The sequence below is a fragment of the Mesorhizobium comanense genome, assembly GCF_005503535.1.
GTDB classification, from domain to species: Bacteria; Pseudomonadota; Alphaproteobacteria; order Rhizobiales; family Rhizobiaceae; genus Mesorhizobium; species Mesorhizobium comanense.
In genome coordinates this window covers 17,211-38,714 of record NZ_SCNN01000034.1, presented here as the reverse complement: position 1 = coordinate 38,714, position 21,504 = coordinate 17,211, and the positions used below count along the sequence as shown (strand labels likewise).

General features: G+C 66.0%; 15 protein-coding genes. 9 read left to right on the top strand and 6 right to left on the bottom strand.

Features of this window, described 5'->3' with window-relative positions:
* The first annotated feature begins 73 nt into the window (after positions 1–73).
* The 6 genes from FFS37_RS32700 to FFS37_RS32675 are packed head-to-tail and all read left to right on the top strand — an operon-like array spanning position 74 to position 6,764.
* Complete coding sequence (locus tag FFS37_RS32700; protein WP_171026514.1) at positions 74–1,426, top strand: LLM class flavin-dependent oxidoreductase; 1,353 nt, start codon at positions 74–76, stop codon at positions 1,424–1,426.
* 10 nt (positions 1,427–1,436) lie between these two features.
* The gene (locus FFS37_RS32695; RefSeq protein ID WP_137935056.1) at positions 1,437–2,210 is read left to right on the top strand and encodes a DUF427 domain-containing protein; all 774 of its coding nucleotides are present in this window, start codon (positions 1,437–1,439) and stop codon (positions 2,208–2,210) included.
* Between the two features lie 39 nt (positions 2,211–2,249).
* Positions 2,250–3,905 (top strand): ABC transporter substrate-binding protein, encoded by a 1,656-nt coding sequence (locus FFS37_RS32690; protein WP_137935055.1) that lies wholly within the window; start codon positions 2,250–2,252, stop codon positions 3,903–3,905.
* Complete coding sequence (locus FFS37_RS32685; RefSeq protein WP_232375864.1) at positions 3,902–4,879, top strand: ABC transporter permease; 978 nt, start codon at positions 3,902–3,904, stop codon at positions 4,877–4,879. Before FFS37_RS32690 ends, FFS37_RS32685 begins: the two co-directional genes overlap by 4 nt.
* A complete protein-coding gene (locus tag FFS37_RS32680; RefSeq protein ID WP_137935054.1) occupies positions 4,876–5,757 on the top strand; it encodes an ABC transporter permease in 882 nt (293 codons plus the stop codon). The genes FFS37_RS32685 and FFS37_RS32680 overlap by 4 nt, the downstream gene beginning before the upstream one ends.
* Positions 5,655–6,764, top strand: coding sequence for a glycosyltransferase family protein (locus tag FFS37_RS32675; protein ID WP_137935053.1), 1,110 nt, complete (start codon positions 5,655–5,657; stop codon positions 6,762–6,764). The genes FFS37_RS32680 and FFS37_RS32675 overlap by 103 nt, the downstream gene beginning before the upstream one ends.
* On the opposite strand, the gene FFS37_RS32670 is transcribed toward FFS37_RS32675, so the two are convergent.
* Together FFS37_RS32670 and FFS37_RS32665 are read right to left on the bottom strand one after the other, a co-directional pair.
* Entirely contained in the window at positions 6,727–7,959 is a 1,233-nt protein-coding gene (locus tag FFS37_RS32670; protein ID WP_137935052.1) for a cytochrome P450, read from the bottom strand. The genes FFS37_RS32675 and FFS37_RS32670 overlap by 38 nt on opposite strands.
* 19 nt (positions 7,960–7,978) lie before the next feature.
* Complete coding sequence (locus FFS37_RS32665) at positions 7,979–8,647, bottom strand: N-acetyltransferase (RefSeq protein WP_137935051.1); 669 nt, start codon at positions 8,645–8,647, stop codon at positions 7,979–7,981.
* Positions 8,648–8,748: 101 nt separating this feature from the next.
* Here FFS37_RS32665 and FFS37_RS32660 point away from each other — a divergent pair, with 101 nt between their 5' ends.
* Positions 8,749–9,732: a hypothetical protein gene (locus FFS37_RS32660; protein ID WP_137935050.1), complete on the top strand. Its 984-nt coding sequence runs from the start codon at positions 8,749–8,751 to the stop codon at positions 9,730–9,732.
* A 37-nt stretch (positions 9,733–9,769) separates the two neighbouring features.
* Here the strand turns inward: FFS37_RS32660 and FFS37_RS32655 are convergent, their stop codons facing one another.
* Both FFS37_RS32655 and FFS37_RS32650 read right to left on the bottom strand, forming a co-directional pair.
* On the bottom strand, positions 9,770–10,138 hold the full coding sequence (locus FFS37_RS32655) for a response regulator (RefSeq protein ID WP_137935049.1): 369 nt from the start codon (positions 10,136–10,138) through the stop codon (positions 9,770–9,772).
* 16 nt (positions 10,139–10,154) lie between these two features.
* Positions 10,155–12,047 (bottom strand): PAS domain-containing sensor histidine kinase, encoded by a 1,893-nt coding sequence (locus FFS37_RS32650; RefSeq protein ID WP_171026513.1) that lies wholly within the window; start codon positions 12,045–12,047, stop codon positions 10,155–10,157.
* 358 nt (positions 12,048–12,405) lie between these two features.
* Here FFS37_RS32650 and FFS37_RS32645 point away from each other — a divergent pair, with 358 nt between their 5' ends.
* Positions 12,406–12,549, top strand: a complete 144-nt coding sequence (locus FFS37_RS32645) for a hypothetical protein (RefSeq protein ID WP_137935047.1) — start codon at positions 12,406–12,408, stop codon at positions 12,547–12,549.
* Positions 12,550–12,560: 11 nt separating this feature from the next.
* Here FFS37_RS32645 and FFS37_RS32640 read toward each other — a convergent pair whose 3' ends face one another.
* Positions 12,561–14,774, bottom strand: a complete 2,214-nt coding sequence (locus tag FFS37_RS32640) for a cation:proton antiporter domain-containing protein (RefSeq protein WP_137935069.1) — start codon at positions 14,772–14,774, stop codon at positions 12,561–12,563.
* A gap of 251 nt (positions 14,775–15,025) precedes the next feature.
* The gene (locus FFS37_RS32635; protein WP_137935046.1) at positions 15,026–15,718 is read right to left on the bottom strand and encodes a DUF2270 domain-containing protein; all 693 of its coding nucleotides are present in this window, start codon (positions 15,716–15,718) and stop codon (positions 15,026–15,028) included.
* A gap of 326 nt (positions 15,719–16,044) precedes the next feature.
* On the opposite strand from FFS37_RS32635, the gene FFS37_RS32630 reads away from it, so the two are divergent.
* The gene (locus tag FFS37_RS32630) at positions 16,045–21,414 is read left to right on the top strand and encodes an autotransporter domain-containing protein (protein ID WP_171026512.1); all 5,370 of its coding nucleotides are present in this window, start codon (positions 16,045–16,047) and stop codon (positions 21,412–21,414) included.
* The last annotated feature ends 90 nt before the right edge of the window (positions 21,415–21,504 follow it).

The window sequence follows — 21,504 nt, the reverse complement described above, 5'->3', positions numbered from 1 at the left end:
ACAGGAAGATTTTCAGGCGCCGGCCACACGCCGTCGCGCCGGCGGTTTTCCGCACCGAAAAAGGGAGATCGAGATGTCGCACCTGATCCTGAGCGCGTTCTTCTTCAATCCGCAGGGCGACCATCGCATGGCCTGGCGGCACCCCCGTGCGCCGGGCCGCGAGGTGCTCGATTTCGACTATTACCGCGAGCTGGTCCAAGCGGCGGAGCGGGCGCGCATCGACACCATCTTTGTTGCCGATCACGTGTCGATCTGGGATTCCGTGAAGAGCGGCGTCGCGCACTACGCCAATGCCCGCCTCGAGCCGCTGACGCTGCTGTCGGCTCTGGCCGGCGTCACCAGGCATATCGGCCTGATCACCACGGCGTCGAGTTCCTACAGCGAGCCCTACAATGTGGCCCGCCTCTTCGCCTCGCTCGACCATATCAGCAAGGGCAGGGCGTCGTGGAACGTCGTCACCTCGGCGATGGACGAGGAGGCGCGCAATTTCGGCCGCGACGGCAATATCGAGCACGCCTTCCGCTACGAGCGGGCCGGCGAGTTCCTCGATATCGTCAAGGCGCTGTGGGACAGCTGGGAGGACGAGGCGCTCCTCATCGACAAGGACACGGGCTTTTTCGCCGATCCCGACAAGGTCCATCCGATCGACCACAAGGGCAAGCATTTCAAGGTGCGCGGACCGCTCAACGTGTCGCGGCCGCCGCAGGGCCATCCGCTGATCGTGCAGGCCGGCTCGTCGGAGGACGGCAAGAACTTCGCCGCCGCGCAGGCCGACGTGCATTTCGCCATCTTCAGCACCAGGGAAGACGGCATCAAGTACCGGCAGGACATCAACGAGCGGCTGGCGCGCCACGGCAGGCGGCCGGAAAGCTTCAAGATCCTGCCCGGCATCCTGCCGATCGTTGCCGCTTCGGAAGCCGAGGGCCGTGAGCGGCAGGACTATCTGCAGACGCTGCTGCCCGACCAGGTCGGCATCGACCTGCTGTCGAGCTGGAGCGGCATCGATCTTTCCGCCTATCCGCCGGACGGGCCGCTGCCGCCGCTGCCGGACGAGAGCACGTTCAATGGCGGGCGCACTTCGCTCAACCGCGTCAAGCAATGGTCGCGGGAGAACCTCACCTTGCGCGAGATCGCCCGCAAGCTCGCCAACAGCGGCTCGGTGCCGACGGTCGCCGGCACGCCGAAGCAGATCGCCGACCAGCTCGAGGACTGGTTCGTCTCCGGCGCCTGCGACGGCTTCAATTTGATGTTCCCGCTGCTGCCAGAAGACTGGGTGAATTTCGCCGAGCAAGTGGTGCCGGAATTGCAGCGCCGAGGCCTGGTCCCGACCGAATATGCGCCGGGCACATTGCGCGACCGCTTCGGCCTTGCCCGCCCCGCCAACCGCTTCGCCGAGCAGCGCGCCAATGCGCGCGCCGTATCCTGAGGACCCGATCATGACCGCCGCGCCGAACCTCCAGCCCCGCGAAGCCTCCGCTCCGCGCCTCGTCAATGTGCTCCACAGCCCCAAGCGCATCCGCGTCAAATTCGGCGGCCGCACCATCGCCGACAGCCGCAACGTGCTGGTGCTGCGCTCCAACCATTTCCTGCCGATCTATTTCTTCCCGCCATCGGCGGTCGACCCCTCGGCGCTGAAGCCGTCCGCGCATCGCGAGCCGCATCCGGTGGGCGGCGAGACCGCCTATTGGGATATCGACAGCGGCGGCAAGCGCGCCGCCAACGCGGCCTGGTCGTTCACGGCGCCGCCGGACGAAAACCTCGCGCCGCTCGCCGGCCGCATCGCCTTCACCTGGAAGGCGGTCGACCAATGGTTCGAGGAGGAAGAGGAAGTCTTCGTCCACGCCCGCGACCCCTATGCGCGCATCGATGTCCTGCACAGCACCAGCCATGTGCAGGTCTGGTTCGACGGCGAGATCGTCGCCGACAGTCATCGCCCGGTGCTGCTGTTCGAGACCCATTTGCCGACGCGCTTCTACCTGCCCGCGGAGGACATCCGGCTCGATCGGCTGGCGGCGTCGAATTCCACGACGCGATGTCCCTACAAGGGCATTGCCTCCTACTGGTCCGGTGTCCTGAAGGACGGTTCGATCCGCCCCGACATCGCCTGGAGCTACCGCGAGCCGATCGACGAAGTGGCCAAGATCAAGGGCCTCATCGCCTTCTATCCGCAAGCGGTCGACCGCATCGATCTCGACGGCCAGCCGACCTGACGGCGGCCACTTTCCCCTTCTATTCATGAGAGAGAAAAAATGACAAAACGTTCCGACATCGACCTCCTGCGCGGCCAGTCCTCGCGCAATCCGTCCAGCGACATATGGAATGTCGCCGTCGACGAATATGCGCAGGGCTTCCTCAAGCGCCGCGACCTCTTGAAATACGCCGCACTGCTCGGTCTCACCGGTTTTGCCGCCTCGCAAGGGTTGTTCACGCCAGGCCCGGCTCGCGCGGCGGGCGCCGCCGGCGGCACGGTGCGCGTCGGGCTCGGCCAGCCGACCAAGGCCATCGACCCGGTGACGGTCACCGATCCGGCCAGCATCGGCGTCATCAGCCAGGTCGGTGAATATCTCATCCTCGACGACCCGAAGGACGGGTTGCAGCCGAAGCTTGCTTTGTCGTGGGAGGCCGACGAGACGGCCAAGCGCTGGACCTTCAAGCTGCGTCCCGGCGTGAAGTTCCATGACGGCCGCGCCGTCACCGCCAAGGACGTGGTCACGACCTTCGAGCGGCTCGTCGATCCGAGCACCGGCTCGGGGGCGCTGTCGGCCTACAAGGGCATCCTGTCGAAGGGCGGCGCCAAGCTGGTCGACGACGAGACGGTCGCCTTCGATCTCGACCAGCCCAACAGCAATTTCCCGTTCTATGTCTCGTCCGACGTGTTCAACGCCGTCATCCTGCCGGCCGACTATGCCGGCGACTTCGAGAAGAACTTCATCGGCACCGGTCCGTTCAAGTTCGAATCCTTCCGGCCCAAGCAGGGCGCGAGCTTCGTGCGCAACGCCGACTACTGGGGCGACAAGGCGCTGCCCGACCGCGTCGAGATCAAGTTCTTCGACGACGAACAGGCGCAGGTGCTTGCCCTGCAGGCGGGCCAGCTCGACGTCATCCCCAGCACCACGCGCCTGGAGCTGGCGATCGAGGGCAATCCGAACTTCAAGCTGCTCAGCGTGCAGGCAAGCTCGCACGACCAGGTGCATCTGCGGACCGACCAGGCGCCGTTCACCGACAAGCGCATCCGCCGGGCGCTGGCGCTGACCATCGATCGCGAGGCGGTGGTGAAGGGCCTGCTCAAGGGCCGCGCCATCGTCGGCAACGACACGCCGTTCGCGCCGATCTTCCCGTCGGCCGATCCGTCCGTGCCGCAGCGCAAGCAGGATATCGAGGAGGCCAAGCGCCTGCTCGGCGAGGCCGGCGTGCCGAACGGTTTCCAGGTGACGCTGACCACGGAACGGGCTTACGACATTCCCGACTACGCGGTGCTGATCCAGAACTTCGCCAGGAAGGCCGGCATCGACATCAAGCTCAACGTGCTGCCGCAGGACGCCTATTACGGTTCGGCGACGTTCGGTTCCTCGCCCTGGCTCGATTCCAATCTCGGCATCACCGATTTCGGGCACCGGGGCACCCCTGACATCTTCCTCAACGCCACGCTGAAGAGCTCGGGCGCCTGGAACGCGGCGCATTTCAACAATCCCGACTATGACGCGCTGCTGATCGACTACGGCAAGGCGCGCGACCTGCAGGCCCAGCGCCTGGCGGCCGGCAAGATCCAGACGCTGTTGCTCGACGAGACGCCGCTGATCATCGGATATTTCTCGCAGTACAGCCGCATCGTCTCCTCCAAGGTCGAGGGCGTGCGCTTCACCGCGATCTCGCATCTGCTGCTCGACCGCGTGTCGTTCGTGTGAGCGGCATCGCCATCTTGACGATCGTGCGGCCTCTGGCGGCCCGGGCGGGCTCGCTGCTGCTGACGCTTTGGCTGGTCAGCGCGCTGGTCTTCCTCGCCGGGCAGGTGCTGCCCGGCGATGTTGGCCGTGTCATGCTCGGGCCTTTCGCCGACGCGCAGGCGGTGGCCGAGCTCAACCACAAGCTCGGCACCGACCAGCCGGTCCTGACCCAGTACTGGCACTGGTTCAGCCGGGCGATCACGGGCGACTTCGGCGAGTCGCTGTCCATGCGGGCGCCGGTGGCGCCCTTCGTGCTGGAGAGCATCAGGAATTCCGCCGCCCTTGCCGGCGTCGTCCTGGTGTTCCTGGTGCCGATCGGCATCGGCGCGGGCGTCGTCGCGGGACTGCGCGCCGGCAGCTTTGTCGACCGGCTGATCGTGTTGACCGGCGTGTCGCTCTCGATCGTGCCGGACTTCGTCTCCGGCCTGTTGCTGCTGATGGTTTTCGGCCTCTGGCTGGCCTGGTTTCCGATCACGGGCGCCGCGCCGCAGGCGGCCGGGTTCTGGACGACCAGCTACTACCTCATCTTGCCGGCGCTGCCGCTGGTGCTGAACCTCATCGGCTATGTCGCGCGCATGACGCGGGCCGGGGTTATCGAGGCGCGCGCGGCCGACTATACGCGCACCGCGATCCTGAAGGGGCTGAGCCCGGCGCAGGTGCTGTTCAAGCATGTGCTGCGCAACGCGCTGGTGCCGACGGTCGCCGTCATCGCCACGCAGAGCGGCTTCCTGCTCGGCGGGCTGGTGGTGATCGAGGCGCTGTTCGGCATACAGGGTCTCGGCAACCTCGTGCTGAGCGCGGCCAAGGCGCGCGACTTCCCGATGCTGGAAGCAGGCGTGCTGGTGATGGCCGCGATCTTCGTCTCGACCGCCGCGATCGGCGATCTCCTGCAGGCGCTGCTTGATCCGCGCCAGCGCCGCCGGAGCGCACCATGACCGATCTCGCCCAGTCGCCGATGCGCAGCGACATCAGGCTCTCCCGGATCGGCAGATTGCGCGGCTTTTTACCTGACATGGCGCCGTCGACCGTGATCGGCTCGGCAGTTTTATTGTTCTGGGTCGCCTGCGCGGTGTGCGGTTCGCAATTCGTGCCGTTCGACCCCTATGCGGAGGACTTCCTGTCGATGATGACGCCGCCCGACGCGGTGCACTGGTTCGGCACCGACCAGCTCGGCCGCGACGTGCTTTCGCGCATCGTGGTGGGGTCTCGCGACATCCTGCTGGTGGCGCCGCTGGCGACGCTGGCCGGCGTGGGCGCCGGCAGCGTCATCGGCCTGGTGTTGGGCACCTTCGGGGGCATGGTCGACGCGGTCGGGGCGCGGCTGCTCGACGCCGTCATGTCGCTGCCCTTCATCGTGCTGGTGACGATGGCGCTGGTGGCGGTCGGTCCGTCCAACCTCACGGTCATCGCGGTGATCGCCCTTGCCTACGCGCCGCTGGTGGCGCGCACCGTGCGCACGGCGGTGCGCGAGCAGCGCGAGCGCGACTATGTCAGCGCCGCGCGGCTGGCGGGCGAGGGGCGGTTGGCGATCATGTTCCTGGAGATCCTGCCCAATGTGCGCGAGACGATCCTGATCGAGCTGATCACCAGGCTCGGCTACGCCTTCTTCTCGATCGCGACCTTGAGTTTCCTCGGCCTTGGCATCCAGCCGCCCTCGGCCGACTGGGGCCTGGCGATCGCCGACGGCTATGGTTTCCTGACCGGCGGCAAATGGTGGGTGGTGGTGTTCAATTCCGCCGCCATCATTTCGCTGGTCATGGCCACCAACCTGATCGCGCAAGGCATCGGCGCCTTCGAAAACAGCGACAAGTAGATCATCAAGAGGCCGGGCGGCCAGTCTTGGATTGCCGCGGCCTTTTCTGCGCGCTTGCGCCATGGCAATGGTATCGCAACGAAGGGGTTGCGATGAGATTTCCGCTTTCTGTCGACAGGCCCGTGATCTGCGCGATCATGAAGCAGGAGCAGCCTTATGTGATCGAATGGATCGCGTGGCACAAACTGCACGGCTTCGACATCATGATCGCCGACAATTGCACCGCCGGACCGCAGACGGCGGTGCTCTCGGCGCTGCGCGACGTCGGCTGGATCCGACTGGTCGACTGGCGCCACGATCCGCACCAGCCGCAACGCCGGGCCTATTCCTATCTTTATTGGCAGGCTCTGCTTCACGGCTATCGATACCTCGGCTTCATCGATGCCGACGAGTTCTTCGAGCCGCTCGAGGGACCCCCTTGGGGAGGAGCCCAGCTGGTTCGCTCGCTGCTGCGACGGCCTAGCGTTCGCAGCGCCGCCTTCCGGTGGGTTAATTTCGGCAGCGACGGTCAGGAGGTCTATGACGACGAGCTGGTAACCGTCCGGTTTCAGAGGCGCGGCCGGCATGACGCTTCGACGGCGCGCTGGAAAAAGTCATTTGCGCGCGTGGCATCCGTCCTGCCGAAGGCCTTGCGGAACCCGAAGCTTTTCATGGCGCATGGCCATGGCTTTCCGATCGGACTGCACAAGACTTTGGTCGATGGCATGACGCTGGACAAGCATCCCGCGGCCATGCCGCTTGAATGGAAGGTCGGCTGGATCCGCCACTACGCCGTGAAGTCGAGGCAAGAGTTGCGCGACAAGATCGGGCGCGGTGCGGCCTTCACACCAGCAAGCGAGGCGCAGGGAGCGGAAGACTATGCGGCGACGCGCGACCAGAACGATATTCCCGACCCGCTTGACGAAGCGAAAGTCGGCGCGTTGCGGGCAAAGATGGCGGAAATCACCAGATCGTTGGACCCCGCGGTCGTCAAGCTGACCCGGCCACTGTTCCTGCAGCGCGGCTGAAGATCAGCGGGGCGGTGCTCATGCCGTGAAACGACATCGAAGGGCGGCGCTCGGCATTGGCGGCATCGAGGCGCCAGTCCGGGGCACGGGTGAACAGCGCCTCCATCATCGCGGCGATCTCGATGCGGGCAACGTGCTGGCCGAGACAGACATGCAGACCCGTGCCGAAGGTCATCGACACGGCCGGAGCGCGTGTAAGGTCCAGGCTGTCGCCATCAGCGAAAACGGCATCGTCGCGATTGCCGCTGCCAAGCACCGGCACCACCGCCTGGCCCGATGCTATCCTGACGCCACCGAGGTCGATGTCTTGCGCAGCAATGCGCGCGACCGCGTATTGGACGGAGGCGCCGTACCGCAACAGTTCGGCGGCCGCGGTGTTCCAGTCGACGGCGCGGCTGTCGAGGAGGGCGCGCTGGGCCGGGAAGCGATCCAGCGCGACGACGGCATTGCCGAAAGCGTCGACCACGGTCTCCTGGCCGGCAAACAGCATGAACACGATGTTGGCCACCATGTCCTCGCGCGACCAGCGGCCTTCCGCCACTTCCCGCGTCATGCCCGCAACCATGCCGTCAGGGCGATAGGCGTGACGCGTCAGCCGGTCCTCGACAAAGGCCTGGCATTCGGCATAGGCCTCGGCACTCGAGGCTGCCGGGTTTTCCCTGCGCAAGTCGAAAGCCCCGGCCATGCGACGTGTGATCGATTTCAGCATCCACGGGTCCTCGATCTCGATGCCGAGGATTTCCTGCAGCAGCCAGAAGGAGACCGGCACGGCAAGGCCGGCGACGGCTTCGATGCCGCCATCCGCCAGAGCCTTGTCGACGAGGTCGCGGCTGAGCGAGCGCATGCCTTGCGATAGCGCTTCGACGGCAGGGCGCGACAGGTAGCCGGCGACCGGCCGCCGCAGCCCGCCATGCTGCGGCGGATCGGCAAGCAGGACCGACCGGCTGAGCAACGCCATCGGAGCCTGATCGACAAGCTTGCGGCGAACTTCCTCGTATCTGCCTGGCGGAGCCTGCAGCAGGTCGGGATGTTTCAGTGCCCGCGACACCAGGTCGTGGCTGAAGACGTAATAGGCCTCGTCGATTTCCGGATAGGGCGCCGCGCCGCGCGCAATGCCGCCGGCAGCGCGCATATGGGCAAAGTGCGGGAAGGGATCACTGCCAAGGACGAATGGATCGAAGAACGGAACCGTCATGTGGCGGCAGGTCTGTGGATCATGTCTTCAGGTCCTTCGCCGAAATGACCCGGAAGCCGCCCGATGAAGCGTCCTGGGGGAAGAAATCGGGCATGACGTACAGGAATTCGCATTCGTAGACACGGTAGTGCAGGCGCAGCAGCGGATCGCGGATGATCTCGCGCAAGGGCGGCCTCATGCCAGTCTCGTTCCAGCGATCGATGGTCGCGCGAAACCGCGGATCGGCCCTTACCTTGTCGTCGTCGGCGGCGGATGAGCCGGCATAAGACGAGCAGCGGCCATCGCCGATCAGCCAGCGGGCGCCGAGGCGGCGGCCATGATGTTCCATCTCCCTCAGCAACCGGATGGCCGTATTGGTGCCGCGGTGGCTGGGCCGGACGCAGAGATTGTAGGCATAAAGGGCGTTTACCGGCTCGCTGCGCGGCAGCGAGGAATAGGCCTCGAAATCCTGGGGGAAGTCGGAGCGGACCAACGGATCCTGGCTGGTTTCGGTGAAGCAGAGTGTGCCCGCGAGGACGTCTTCGTCGATGGCCCCGAACATGGTGTGTCCGAGCATCAACCGGTGGCTGATGGTCGCCTCACTGGCACGAAGCGGCGGCGCCCAGGCGGCGGCCTCCAGCTCCATCAACAACGGCAGGTCGTCCCCTGTCAAAGGACGGATGGGAAACGCCGCACTCTCGAAAGTCATCTCCCTCCAAACGCCCGCTAACAATTACCCCGGCTTTCTGGCTAGCCATTCCGGACCCGCTTTGCAATTGTATGTGAAAGCGGTGGCTAATGATATTCTATGTGACACACAGAAAGCACGCCTACACTCAGGCGGTTGTGCTGCTCTATCACCGGACGGACCTGCAAAAATCCTTCCGGCTGGTTCGCTATGAGGATGCAGGACTGCTCCGCGCTGTCCGCGCGGGCGTTGTGATCTGGTCGGACATGGACCGGCTTACTGCTGACGAGATGCAGCAGGCAGCCCGCCTCAGCGCCGAACTGGCGCAACAAGCGGGCCTGACCCAGCTGAACCATCCGGCCGCCAGCCTGCAACGCTTCGAGCTGCTGCGCATGCTGCACGATCAGGGCAGCAACGGTTTCCGCGTGTTCAGACCGCATGAACTGGATGACACGATACGCTACCCCGTCTTCATCCGCGATGAAGTGGGGGCGCTCTACGAGGAGCCGCCACTGCTGCATGATCGGCCGGCGCTGGACGCAGCGCTCGCCATGCTGGACGGCAGGCTGGTGCGGCCGATGGTGGTCGAGATGGTGGGGACGCCCGGGCCGGATGGCTACTTCCGGAAATACGCCGCGTTCCGGGTCGGCGATACCATCTATGCCCAACATTGCGCCATGGCGACGTCGTGGTTCGTCAAGAATTCGGCCGAGCGACCGCTCCGCGCGCACCTCGATGAGATCCGCGCCTATATCGCCGCCAACCCGCATGCCGTCCAGGTCATGCAGGTCTTCGAAAAAGCCCGCATGCAATATGGGCGCATCGATTACACGCTGGCGGATGGCAGGCTGCTGGTGTTCGAGATCAACAGCAATCCGACGGTGCTCAGCGATCCGCCGACGCGGTTCGCCAGCTATGACCCGCGGCCCTTCGCCGACCGCCACGCCAACGCGCTGCTTGCATTGCCGCAAGCGAGCGTGCCGGAATCGCCACCGGCGATAGATGCCGCGCACCGGGCGGCCCTGGCCAGACTGCGGCGCCGCTATGAATTCAAGCGGCTGAAGATCGTGTGTCGAAAACTCCTCAAGCGCGGCAAGGCAAGATAATCGAGCCCGGCCGGACTTGCTCAAGCGGTCTGTCGCGCTAGCCGAGCAGGCCGTGGATGGTCGCGGCCACGGCCGCCGGCGCGTAGGGCTTGGGCAGGAAGACCCCGCCATTCGGCATCGCGTCCCGGGCCGGCTGCTGTTTGCCCGAGGTGATGATGATCTTGACCGGCGGCCAGCGGTCGCGCACGGCGGCGGACAGGCGCAGCCCGTCCATCGAGCCGGGCATGTCGATATCGGTGAACAGGATGCCGATATCCTCGTGGGTCTCCAGCAGGCGGATGGCCTGGTCGGCATTGCTGGCCTCCAGTACGCCGAATCCCGCCTCGCGCAGGTCGTCGGCGATGGCAAACAACAGGAATGCCTCGTCTTCGACGACGAGGACGGTGGCGGGGGGCTGAATACTCATGGCACGCTCTATGTAGTCAGTAAGAGGCTGTCGGCAACTGGGGTGCCGGTGCGTTCAACACGCATTCGACGCCATCGGGGTTGTAGTCGATCTCGACCGACCCGCCGAAATCGGTGCCCAGCACCCGCTCGATCAGGAACCGGCCGAAACCGCGCCGGCTGGGCGGCGTCACCGGCGGGCCGCCGCGTTCGCGCCAGGTCCAGATGAGGCGCGTCTCGCCCGGCCGCTCGACCGAGGGGCGCAGCGACCAGACGATGGTGACTTTGCCGTCCGGTGTCGACAGCGCGCCGTATTTGAGCGCGTTGGTGGCGAGTTCGTTGACGGCAAGCGCCAGTGTCAACGCCATCTTTGGATTGATCGGCAGCGCCGGCCCCGAGACAGCGATGCGCTCGGCCGGAAAGGTCGCGATCGTGTTTTCGACCACTTCCCGGATCGAGGCGCTTGTCCAGCGTGTCTTGTTCAAGATGTCATGCGCATTGGCCAGTGCCCGCAACCGTTCGGTGAAGGTGGCGCTCGCGGCGGCGATGTCGGTGCTGTTGCGCAATGTCTGCGAGGCAATGGCGGAGACCATCGCCAGTATGTTCTTGATGCGGTGCTCGAGCTCGTGGGTCAGCAGTTCCTGCCTGGCCTGCGCCTCGCGGCGGTCGGTGACGTCCTGCATGACGCCGAACATCTGCACCGGCTTGCCCGTCTCGTCATGGACGAAGTCGATGTGCCGCGACAGCCAGCGCAACTCGCCGGTGTCAGCGCGCCGTATACGATACTCGACGGCGGGCACGGCGGTGCCTTGCTTGCGGGTCTCGCTGTTCGAGCGGACGTCCTTGTCCTCCGCCACGACGATGTCCTCCAGGACGCTGATGTGGACGCTGTCGCGCGGCGACAGGCCCCACAGGTCCCAGAAGCCCTCGGAGCCGACCACTGTTCCGCTGGCGATATCGAGCTCCAGCGCCGCGATGCCGGCGGCGTTCTGCGACAGCTGCAGGCGGCGCTCGCTCTGGCGCAGCGCCTGTTCGGCGACCAGCCGGTCGGTGACGTCGACGCCCTGGACGAAGATGCCGATGACCTCGCCGCCAGGATTGCGCACCGGCTGATAGATGATGTCGATGTAATGCTCCTCGGCAGGAGCGCCCGGCGTGCGCTGCAATTCGGCCTTCAGCGCATGGCCGACAAAGGCTTCTCCGGTCGTGAACACCCGGTCGAGCAGTTCGAAATAGCCCTGGCCCTCGATCTCCGGAAGCGCCTGCCGGACCGGCAGGCCGATCACGTCGCGGTGCCCGACCAACTGCATGTAGGCGGCGTTGGTCAGCTCGAAGACATGCTTTGGCCCCGACAGCATGGCCATGAAGCCGGGCGCCTGTTCGAACATCTGGCGCTGGCGGTCGCGTTCGCTTGCGCGCCAGCGCTCGGCGGCGACCTTGTCGGTCGTCTCGATGACGATGGCGACGACGCCCGCCGGCCGGCCGTTTTCATCGAGCACAGGCGAGTAGTCGAGGTCGAGCCAGACCTGTTCGGGCTTGCCGGTGCGGTTGAGGGTCAGCACCTGCTCGCGATAGGCCAGTGTCTCGCCCTTGCCCAGACAGACCTTCATGATGTTGTCGTTGAAGTCGGCGACTTCGGGCCAGCCTTCGCGAACCTTGGAGCCGAGCAGCTTTGGATGCCGGCCGCCGGCGAATTCCGAATAGCCGTCATTGTAGATCATGACGCCGTCCTCGCCCCACAGCATGACGATCGGCACCTTGGAGCGCAGGATCAGCGAGGTCGCCGTCTTCAGGCTCTGCGGCCAGCCGCTGATCGGCCCGATCGAGGTGGAGGACCAGTCGAAGGTGGCGATCAGGCAGCCGAGTTCGCCGCCGCCCGAGAGGAAAGCGAGATCGCGGTCGGCCAAGATGTCGGTGCTGGTTTGCGGCATTGCGTCTCGCGAGTAGGAGCCGTTGGTTCGAGTTTTTCGGTCGCCTTTCGCCGGCATGCCGGTCCTCGCGGCGGCAGGCGATCGGCGCGTCTTGTCTTCGATGGCCGCGTGACCCTTGACCGCGCGAGCTGCCGTATTTTCCCGGCTTCGGTGGACAAGAACCGCATCCCGACCGCCACAACCCCGGGACAGGTCATTCGGTTCCTTAGCCCGCGCTGATTTTCTGCCGGCCGGTTGACCACGGGCTGTGCGATGGTCGCCTATTCGATCGAATTTCTTTGCAAACCGTTAATTCGGCCGTGCTGTAAATAAGCGATAACTAATTAAATGATCGACCAGGGGTAGGCCAGGGGTAGGCATGACCAAGAATCTCGGCAATGCGCGCTATACGCCGACAAAAGAACAACAAGGCTCCATGCTGGGCAAGGTTGCGCCGGCGCTCTTTCCGCTCGTCGTGGTGGCGTTGGGCTACATGATCGGGCGGCAGTTCTTCGGCATATAGCCGGCGTCGGCTCAGGCACCGATCTCTGTTGCCGTCTCATCGGTGTCGGCTCCGGCGCGCCTGACGCGCTCGCTGGCGAGCAGCACGACCGGGCAGGCGGCGGCCGCCAGCACGGCGGTCGCCGTATCGCCGAAGAACAGCTCTTCGCCGGGCCGCTGGGTGACGCCCATCACCACCATGGCCGCGCCCTTGGCCACTTCCCTGGCAATCGCCTTGTCCGGCGTGGCACGGGTGCGGATGGCCGTGTCGACGGCGACGCCGTACCGGTCCGCGAGATCGGCGACGTCCTTCAGCACGGCTTCCTCGCGGCGGTGCGAGACCGAGCCCGGCCGGCTGCCTTGCCTGGCCTGCGAGACGTAGAGAACCTTGACGCGAGCCCGGTGTGGCCGTGCCAGCGCCAGTGCGAAGTCGGCGGCGCGGCGGGCGACCTCGGTGCCATTGACGGGAATAAGAATGGTGGCGCCGGCGCGCAGCACGGGCATCCTTCCCGTGGATCTGGCGCCGTTCAGCACAAGGCACAGCGGGCCGTCGAAGCCGCTGCTGATGTCGTTCAGCGTGGCGCTGAACGTGCCCTTGCCGGTCAGCGCGTTCTCCAGCCCGGCCAGCAGAAGGCCATAGCCCTTGCGCGCCTCGGCGGCGATGGTCTCGGCGCTTGCTTCAAGTTCGGTGCGGGCGGTGAGGTGGACCTTGTCGACAAGCGTGTCCTCCGCCTTGCTGACGGCCCTGGCGCTTCTGGCGGCACCCTTCTTGACCTGCTGTGACGCCTGTTCCGAGCCCTTGCCGCCGCCAGACCCGGCGAGCTTGCCGTCCCTCAGATGCAGCAGGGTGGTCGGCATGCCGCCGCCGCCGCCGACCAGCCCGGCGAGATAGGCCGTGAACTTGCCGGCCGGGCTGTCGTCGACGACCAGCAGCAGGCGTTCCAGCTTGGAGACGAAGCCATGCTCGTCGAGCAGTTCGCGGTCGACGCGCTGCTTCTCGGTGTTGTCGACCGGCAGGCGTCCAAGCGCCCAGCGCAGCATCGGCGGCATGGCAAGCGTGGTGATGACGGCCATGGTGACGATCATGGTGAAGAGGTTGTGGGAAAGGATGTTCATCGACAGGCCGATCGAGGCGACGATGACCTCGGTCGAGCCGCGCGCGTTCATGGCGCTGCCGACGGCGGTCGCTTCCTTCATCGACATGCCGGCGAACCGGCCGCCGAGGAAAGCGCCGCCGAACTTGCCCATGCTGGCGATCGCCACCAGCGCCAGCGTCAGCAGCGCCAGCTTCGGGTCGGCCAGCACGGTAAGGTCGGCGGAGAGGCCCGCCATGCCGAAGAACACGGGCATGAACAATGCGGTGATGACGCCACGCAACTGGCTCTCGATATGGTCCGACAGGATCGGCGATTCCCCCACCAGTATGCCGGCGACGAAGGCGCCGAGCACGGTGTGCACGCCGATCAGGTTGGTGATCAGCGCCATCACGCCCATGATGACGAGGATGACCGTGATGACGGCATATTCGCTGCGGAAGGAATCATTGCTCCAGCGGATCAGCGTGAAGACGAGCCGGCGGCCGATGGTGAAGGAAAACACCATGAACAGCGCCACTTCGGCCACGGTCAGGACGAGCGGCAGCACCTGGAGGCTGCCATTGGTGGCGATGCCGAAGGTGACGGCGATGACGAGCCAGCCGATCGTGTCCTCGATGATGGCCGAGGAGATGATGATCTGGCCGAGATTGCGGCGCATGAAGTTCATCTCCCGCACGACCATGGCGACGATCTTGACCGACGAGATCGACAGCGCCGTGCCGAGGAACAGCCCGGCGACGATGCGCTGGGTCGGGTCGGGCAGCAGCGAAGCGGGCAGGACCTGCGCCAGCGCGAAGCCGAGGATGAAGGGGACGACGACGCCGGTGATCGAAATCGAGAAGCAGGCGGCTCCGACACGGCGCACGAGACGCAGGTCCGTCTCCATGCCGGTCAACAGCAGGAGCAGCAGGATGCCGAGCTGCGAGACGGCGTCGATCATGCTTTTCTGCGCCGGGTCGGTGGAGAAGATCAGGTGCTGGGCTTCAGGCCATAGCAAGCCGAACAGCGAGGGGCCGAGCAGGATGCCGCCGATCAGCTGGCCCATGATCGCCGGCTGGCCATAGCGCTGGAAAATCTCGCCCAGTCCGCGTCCGACCACGAGCAGAAGCACGATCTCGGCCACGAACAGCCCTTCGGCCGAGCCGCCCATGCCCGAGGCGGGCGCGGCCGGTTGCGCGGCGAGGGCGAGGCCGGCCGGCGCGAGCAGGAGAACAGACAGAATCAGGATTGCTGCAACGCTGTATGACCTCGTTGCCCGTTGCCGGTTCATGGGTTCCCTCAAAGTGCAGCGGCGGACTGACCATCACAACGCGCGGCTGGCGTTTGCGTTGCAGGCTGGTGCCTGATGTCGATGCCGGACGCCGAACTCAGGCATCGACTTCACTCAGACATCGACTTCACTTAGACATGGACGTCGCCGAAGGACAGTTCGCCATCGTCGCCGGACATCAGGAAGGCGGCCGCGAGCAGGCCGGCATAGAGGACCGAGACCAGCGCGACGATCACCCCGCCGGGAACCGGACCCAGGGCGGCGGCGCCGACGGCCTCGCGCAGCGTGCCGACGAAGCCGACCGGCGCATGTTGATCAAGCAGGCTCGGCGTCGACAGCTTCAGGATCCACGCGAGCAGCAGGATCAGCATCAGATGGATGTAGTTGCGGCGCAAGCGGCGGGCCAGCGCGACGCGTTGGGAGACCAAGAATTTTGGCGCGCGCAGGCTCTCGCCGACGACCAACAGCCAGTCCGACGCGAAGTCCGGCTGCGGGGAAAAGATCTGCGCGAAATAGTGGCGCTCGAACTGGCGCACGCGTGCGCGGTAGACGTCGAAGAAGCGATAGCGCCGCGCCTCGATCCACAGCAGCAGCAGGACCAGCAGCATGGCGAACAGGAGCACGCCGTGGTGGGCGCTGGCCGTCGACAGCGAAACCGACAGCATTGCGGCGACGACGGTGATGGCCCAGTTGCTGGTGCGGTCGATGCGATCGCGCCAGCCGGCCATGCGGGCAATCTCGGCGCGAAGGAAATGCGACATGACGGTAACCAGCTCGCTTGACGAAAGCGCTCTGCCGACGGGGGTTGCCGGCGTATCGTTCATGGCGTCCTCCCAACCAGATAGAACGCGCTGAGGGCGGTCTTGTTCCACCGCCGTCACGGCGCGCCGACCACGGCTCGCTGATTCGCAGCCCGAACCAATCCGCCGGCCGACAGCACTGGTCGGGCGCTCCCCATCATGGCTCGGGGTACCTCCCGGCCAATCCATGTCCTGAATTGTCCGCATCTGTCCCTATCTGCCGGTATCGACCCGACAGGTGCATCTCTAGCCTCTCAGTCGGGCCGCCGGCCGGTGTGCCCAAGGGGATGTTGCGTGGGTCGAAAAGCGATCCGCAGGTCGTTGGGGGCAGAGTTCGAATGGGCAGTCAAATGCGTCCGATCGCGGGCCGTCGTGCCTCGCTTGCGCTGGCCGGCGCGGCGTTGCTGGTATCGAGTTCGACCCTGGCGCTTGGCGCCTCGCTGACGTGGAACGGGTCCTCGAACAACTGGTTCAGCGCCAGCAACTGGACACCGTCATCGGTGCCGACATCCGCCGACCAGCTCACCATCAACACCGCGGGCGTTAACACCGCCACCATCAGCACGGCCGGGGCGCTCGCCAACACCATCACCATCGGCAGCCTGGCCGGCACGAACGGAGCGCTTGTCGTCACCGGCGCCGGCACGCTGGCGGTCAGCGCCAGCTACCTCACCGTCGGTGACTATGGCTCTGGCACCTTGACCATTTCGGCCGGTGGCAAGGTTACCTCCAACCGCGCCGTCGTGGCCAACAACCCGTCATCCTCGGGCACGGTCACCATCACCGGGGCCGGGTCGCAATGGACGAACACGTTCCTGTCGATATCGGCCGATGCCGGCGCCGTCGGCCGCGTCCGTGTCGAGGATGGCGGCAAGCTCGTATCCAGCGGCAACATCACCATCGGCGAGAGCTCAGTCAATGCCGACGGGCAACTGGTGGTCACCGGCACCGGCTCCGACCTCACCTTGAGCAATGCCGGCATCGCCACCTTCATCATCGGCGCCGACGGCAAGGGCGATTTCCAGCTGCTCGACAACGCCACCGCCTCGACAAAGCTCAGCTATGTCGGCGGCAACGCCACGGGCGTCGGCACGGCGACGGTTTCGGGCAACGCCAAGTGGACGACCGAAAACCTCTCGGTCGGCGGCGTCGGCACCGGCACATTGCTCGTCTCCGGGGGCGGGCAGGTGACCAGCACGGCCAACTCGATCCTGAGCACGCCTGTCGGCAACATCGTGAACGGCAAGGTCACGGTCACCGGCGCCGGTTCACAGTGGAAGATCACCGGCGTCTACAACAACGTGCCGCTGGCGATGGGGTCGATCAGCCAGACCTCGGAACTCAATGTGCTGGCCGGCGGCACGGTACTGATCGATTCCACCGCCAGCAGCTATCTCGCGGGCGACGCCCGTATCGCCAACACGGCCAATTCCAAGGCGGCGATCACCATCGACGGCTCGGGTTCCAGCTTCACCACCCCCTATCGGCTCTATCTTGGCAACGCCAACAATTCGACGGCGACGGTGACCGTGTCGGGCGGCGGCAAGCTCAACACCGGCTACACCATTATCTCCAGCGCCAGCGATGCAACGGCCGCCACGTCGGATACTGTCACCGTGACGGGAACCGGTTCGCTCTGGACGATCAGCGACACGCTCGGCTCTCCGGCCAACGCCTCGCAGGGACTGGTCGTGGGCGGGACCGGCAAGGGCGTGCTGACCATCGCCAACGGCGGCGTGGTCAGGGTCAATGGCGGCACGGGCGGCGTCGGCATCGGCGGTGTGGCCGGCTCCTCGGGCACGATCAACATCGGCGCGGATGCCGCCAGCGCGGCGGCAGCACCTGGCACGCTCGAGGCTTCGACAGCCATTTTCGTCAGCAGCGCCGTGGCGCCGCAAGCGGTCAATTTCAACCACACGTCGGGCAATTACGTGTTTGCGCCGAAGCTGGACGGTAACGGACCCGGTGCCGTCAACATCATCGCCGGCACGACCATCTTCACCGCTGACAACACCTACACGCCGGTCACCACCATCTATGCGGGCGCCGTGCTGCAGCTCGGAAATGGCGGCACGACGGGCAGCATCACCGGCAATGTCACCAACAACGGCACGCTGATCATCGACCGTTCGACCGATTTCGGCCTCGGCTATGCCGGCGTCATCTCCGGTAGCGGCCAACTGATCAAGAACGGCACCGGCACGTCGACTCTGACCGGCGCCAACAGCTATGGCGGCGGCACGACGATCAACAGCGGACAGCTGAACGTGGGCGGCATCTTCGGCAACGGCTCGCTGACCGGCGATTATGTCAACCACAGCAGGCTGCTGTTCTATTCCAACCTCACACCCTCTTATTCCGGCGTGATCTCGGGCGAGGGGAGTTTCGAGAAGTCGGGCAACGGCACGCTGACGCTGAACAGTGTGCAAACCTATACCGGCGGCACGAAGCTGACCTTCGGCAGCCTGATCCTGGGCGGCAACGACCGGCTGGTGACGACGGGCGCCATCATCGGCAGCGGCGGTGTGCTGGACCTCAATGGTTTCAACCAGACGGTGGGCGATCTCTCCGGCTATGGCCGGCTCGAGATCCGGACCGGCACTTTGACGGCGGGCACTTCGGCCGACACGAGCTACCAAGGCCAGATAAACGGCACCGGGACCTTCACCAAGCAGGGTTCGGGCACGCTGACGATTTTCGGCGGCGCCAAGAATTTCTCCGGCACCACCAACGTCAATGCCGGCACGATGATGGTCAACAGCTCGATGGCGTCGAGCGCCTTCCAGGTCAGTTCGGGCGGCGCGCTCGGCGGTACGGGCTCGGTCGGCGCCACCACCGTCGCCAATGGCGGCACGCTCATTGGCGTCGCCGGCCAGACCCTGACGCTCAGTTCCTTGACGCTGAACGACAGCTCGAACATCAACGTCTCCCTGGGCGCGGCCAGCACGACGCCGCTGTTCGACGTCACCGGCGCGCTGACGCTGGACGGCAAGCTTTCGGTGAGTGACGCCGGCGGCTTCGGCAACGGCACCTATCGCATCGCCAATTATGGCGGCACGCTGACCAACAACGGGCTGGTGATCGGTACCGTGCCGGCAGGCTTCAATCCCGGCGACTGGTCGATCCAGGCGGGAAGCGGCGTGGTCAACCTGCTGGTCGCGACGGGCGCCGGCGAACAATACTGGGACGGCGCCAATATGAGCCCCAGCGGCATTGCCGATGGGAGCGGCGGCAACGGCACCTGGAATGGCGCCAACACCAACTGGACGAATGCCGCCGGCAACATCAACGCCGCCTGGGCCGGCCAGAAGGCGGTGTTCGCCGGAACGCCGGGCACGGTCAGCGTGGTCGGATCGCAGACCTTCACCGGCCTGCGTTTCGTCTCGCATCCGGCCAACTGGACCTACACGCTGTCGGCCGGCGCCGGCGGCGCGCTGGTCACCAATTCGGCGGCAACCGAAATCATCGTCGCGGCCGATCCGGGCGCCGCGGTCAACAATGCCGTCATCAATGTCGGCATCTCGGGAACGGGAAGCATCGTCAAGCTCGGCGACGGCACGCTGACACTGGGTGCGGCCAACGCCTACCAGGGCGGCACGACGATCAAGGAGGGCGAGCTCGTTGCGGCGGCCAACGGCGCGCTCGGCACCGGCGGGGTTTCGGTGACGGGCGCGCCGGCGGCAACGCTGAAGCCCAGCCTGCGCTTTGCCGGCCCGGTCAGCGCCGGCAGCCTGACGATCTCGGCCCAGAACGGTTCGGTCGTCTTCGACAACCAGTCGAGCGCCGGCACAGCCGGCATCACCAACCAGGGCAACGGCAGAACCGTGTTCCTGGCCGGCAGCAGCGCCGGCAGCGCGGTGATCACCAACGAGAGCGGCGGCACCACCGCGTTCCGGGCTGACAATGCCTCGACTTCCGCCAAGGTCATCAACCAGAGCGGCGGCACGCTCGATATCTCGACCTTCGATGCGGCGGGCCTGTGCAACTGCGTGGCGCTCGGCTCCGTCTCCGGCGACGGCGCGATCACGCTCGGCGCGCATACGCTCAAGACCGGCGCGCTCAATCTCGACGAGACGATCTCGGGGATCATCTCCGACGGCGGGGCGCTGGCCAAGGGCGGCTTCACCAAGGAGGGCACCGGCAAGCTGATCCTGTCGGGCGCCAACACCTATCTCGGCACCACCACGGTCAATGCCGGCCTGCTGCAGGTCGACGGTTCACTAGGTTCAGCCGACGTGACAGTGGCGAGCGGCGCCACCCTCGGCGGCACCGGAACGATCGGCACGCTGGCCGGCGGCACGGTGACGATCCAGGCCGGCGGCCACCATGCGCCCGGTGCCTCGATCGGCACGCAGACCATCAACGGCAATTACCGGCTGGCCGGCACGCTCGATGTCGAGATCAATCCGACCAGCGCCGACAAGGTGGTTGTGACGGGCACGGTCGATGTCAGCGGCGGCACGCTTGCCCTGCATGAACTGACCGGCACCGGCTGGCAGCCGAGCCAGACCTACACCATCATCGACAACCAGGGCGCCGGCGCCGTGACGGGCCAGTTCGCCAACATTACCCACGTCTATGCCTTCCTGACGCCTGACGTGAGCTATACGGGCGATGACGGCAACAATGTCGTGCTGACCCTGACACGGAATGCCGTGGACTTCTCATCCGTCGCGGAAACGCCGAACCAGAGGGCGGCGGCCGGCGGCATCGAGGGACTTGGCGCCGGCAATCCGGTCTACAATGCCATCGCGCCGCTTTCGGCCGATGGCGCGCGCTTTGCCTTCGACCAGCTTTCGGGCGAGGTGCACGCGGCGACCGCGGGCCTGCTTGTCGACGAAAGCCGCCTGCTGCGCGACGCGGCGCTGAGCCGGACCGGCGCCGCGATCGCCTATCCCGGGGCGAGGGGCTTCTGGATGCAGGGCGCCGGCGTTGCCCGTTCGCTGGCGAGCGACGGCAATGCCGGGGATGTCGATGCCAGCACCGGCGCCTTCTTCGCCGGCGCGGATGCGACCATTGCGGATGGCTGGACGCTCGGCTTCCTTGGCGGCATCAGCATAAGCTCGCTGGATGTCGATGACCGCGCCTCCTCGGCGAAGGTGACGAGCGTGCATCTTGCGGCCTATGGCGGCGGCATGATCGACACGGTGCAACTGAAGTTCGGTGCCGGCTACAGCCATCACGACATCGACACCACGCGCGCCCCCGCCTTTGCGGGCTTCAGCGAGCAGTTGAAGGCGAGCTACGGCGCCAGCACGGTGCAGGTGTTCGGCGAGGCGTCTCGCGCCTTCGATGCCGGTGCGATGAAGATCGAACCCTTCGCCGGCCTCGCCTATGTCCATCTCTCGACCCGCGGCTTCGGCGAGGATGGCGGGGCGGCGGCGTTGTCCTCCGGCGGCTTCCGCAACGATGCCACGTTCACCACGCTCGGCGCCCGGGTGTCGCGCGCGTTCACGCTCGGCGGCTCGGCGCTGGAAGCGCGCGCCTCGCTTGGCTGGCGGCACGCCTTCGCCGACCTGCCCGCCGCCGAGCTGTCGTTCGCCGGCGGTAACAGCTTCACGGTGACCGGCGTGCCGATCGCCAGGGATGCCCTGGCGCTGCAGGCGGGCATCGATCTCGCGATCGGCCAGGCAAGCCGACTCGGCTTTACCTATGATGGACAGTTCGCCTCGGGCGCGATGGAAAACGCCTTCAAGGCAAGCTTCTCGACGCGCTTCTGAACGCGGTTGACAATCCCGGCGTCCCCTCGCGGGGCGGCCGGGTTGCATCGTCAAATTCATCGGCCATTGTTTTTCGGTTCAAGGCAAACT

Excerpts from the sequence above, each read along its gene's own strand:
- FFS37_RS32700 (WP_171026514.1), top strand. The coding sequence starts at position 74 with ATGTCGCACCTGATCCTGAGCGCGTTCTTCTTCAATCCGCAGGGCGAC.
- FFS37_RS32695 (WP_137935056.1), top strand. The coding sequence starts at position 1,437 with ATGACCGCCGCGCCGAACCTCCAGCCCCGCGAAGCCTCCGCTCCGCGC.
- FFS37_RS32690 (WP_137935055.1), top strand. The coding sequence starts at position 2,250 with ATGACAAAACGTTCCGACATCGACCTCCTGCGCGGCCAGTCCTCGCGC.
- FFS37_RS32680 (WP_137935054.1), top strand. The coding sequence starts at position 4,876 with ATGACCGATCTCGCCCAGTCGCCGATGCGCAGCGACATCAGGCTCTCC.
- FFS37_RS32675 (WP_137935053.1), top strand. The coding sequence starts at position 5,655 with ATGGTGGGTGGTGGTGTTCAATTCCGCCGCCATCATTTCGCTGGTCAT.
- FFS37_RS32670 (WP_137935052.1), bottom strand. The coding sequence starts at position 7,959 with ATGACGGTTCCGTTCTTCGATCCATTCGTCCTTGGCAGTGATCCCTTC.
- FFS37_RS32665 (WP_137935051.1), bottom strand. The coding sequence starts at position 8,647 with ATGACTTTCGAGAGTGCGGCGTTTCCCATCCGTCCTTTGACAGGGGAC.
- FFS37_RS32655 (WP_137935049.1), bottom strand. The coding sequence starts at position 10,138 with ATGAGTATTCAGCCCCCCGCCACCGTCCTCGTCGTCGAAGACGAGGCA.
- FFS37_RS32650 (WP_171026513.1), bottom strand. The coding sequence starts at position 12,047 with ATGCCGCAAACCAGCACCGACATCTTGGCCGACCGCGATCTCGCTTTC.
- FFS37_RS32645 (WP_137935047.1), top strand. The coding sequence starts at position 12,406 with ATGACCAAGAATCTCGGCAATGCGCGCTATACGCCGACAAAAGAACAA.
- FFS37_RS32640 (WP_137935069.1), bottom strand. The coding sequence starts at position 14,774 with ATGGGCGGCTCGGCCGAAGGGCTGTTCGTGGCCGAGATCGTGCTTCTG.
- FFS37_RS32635 (WP_137935046.1), bottom strand. The coding sequence starts at position 15,718 with ATGAACGATACGCCGGCAACCCCCGTCGGCAGAGCGCTTTCGTCAAGC.
- FFS37_RS32630 (WP_171026512.1), top strand. The coding sequence starts at position 16,045 with ATGCGTCCGATCGCGGGCCGTCGTGCCTCGCTTGCGCTGGCCGGCGCG.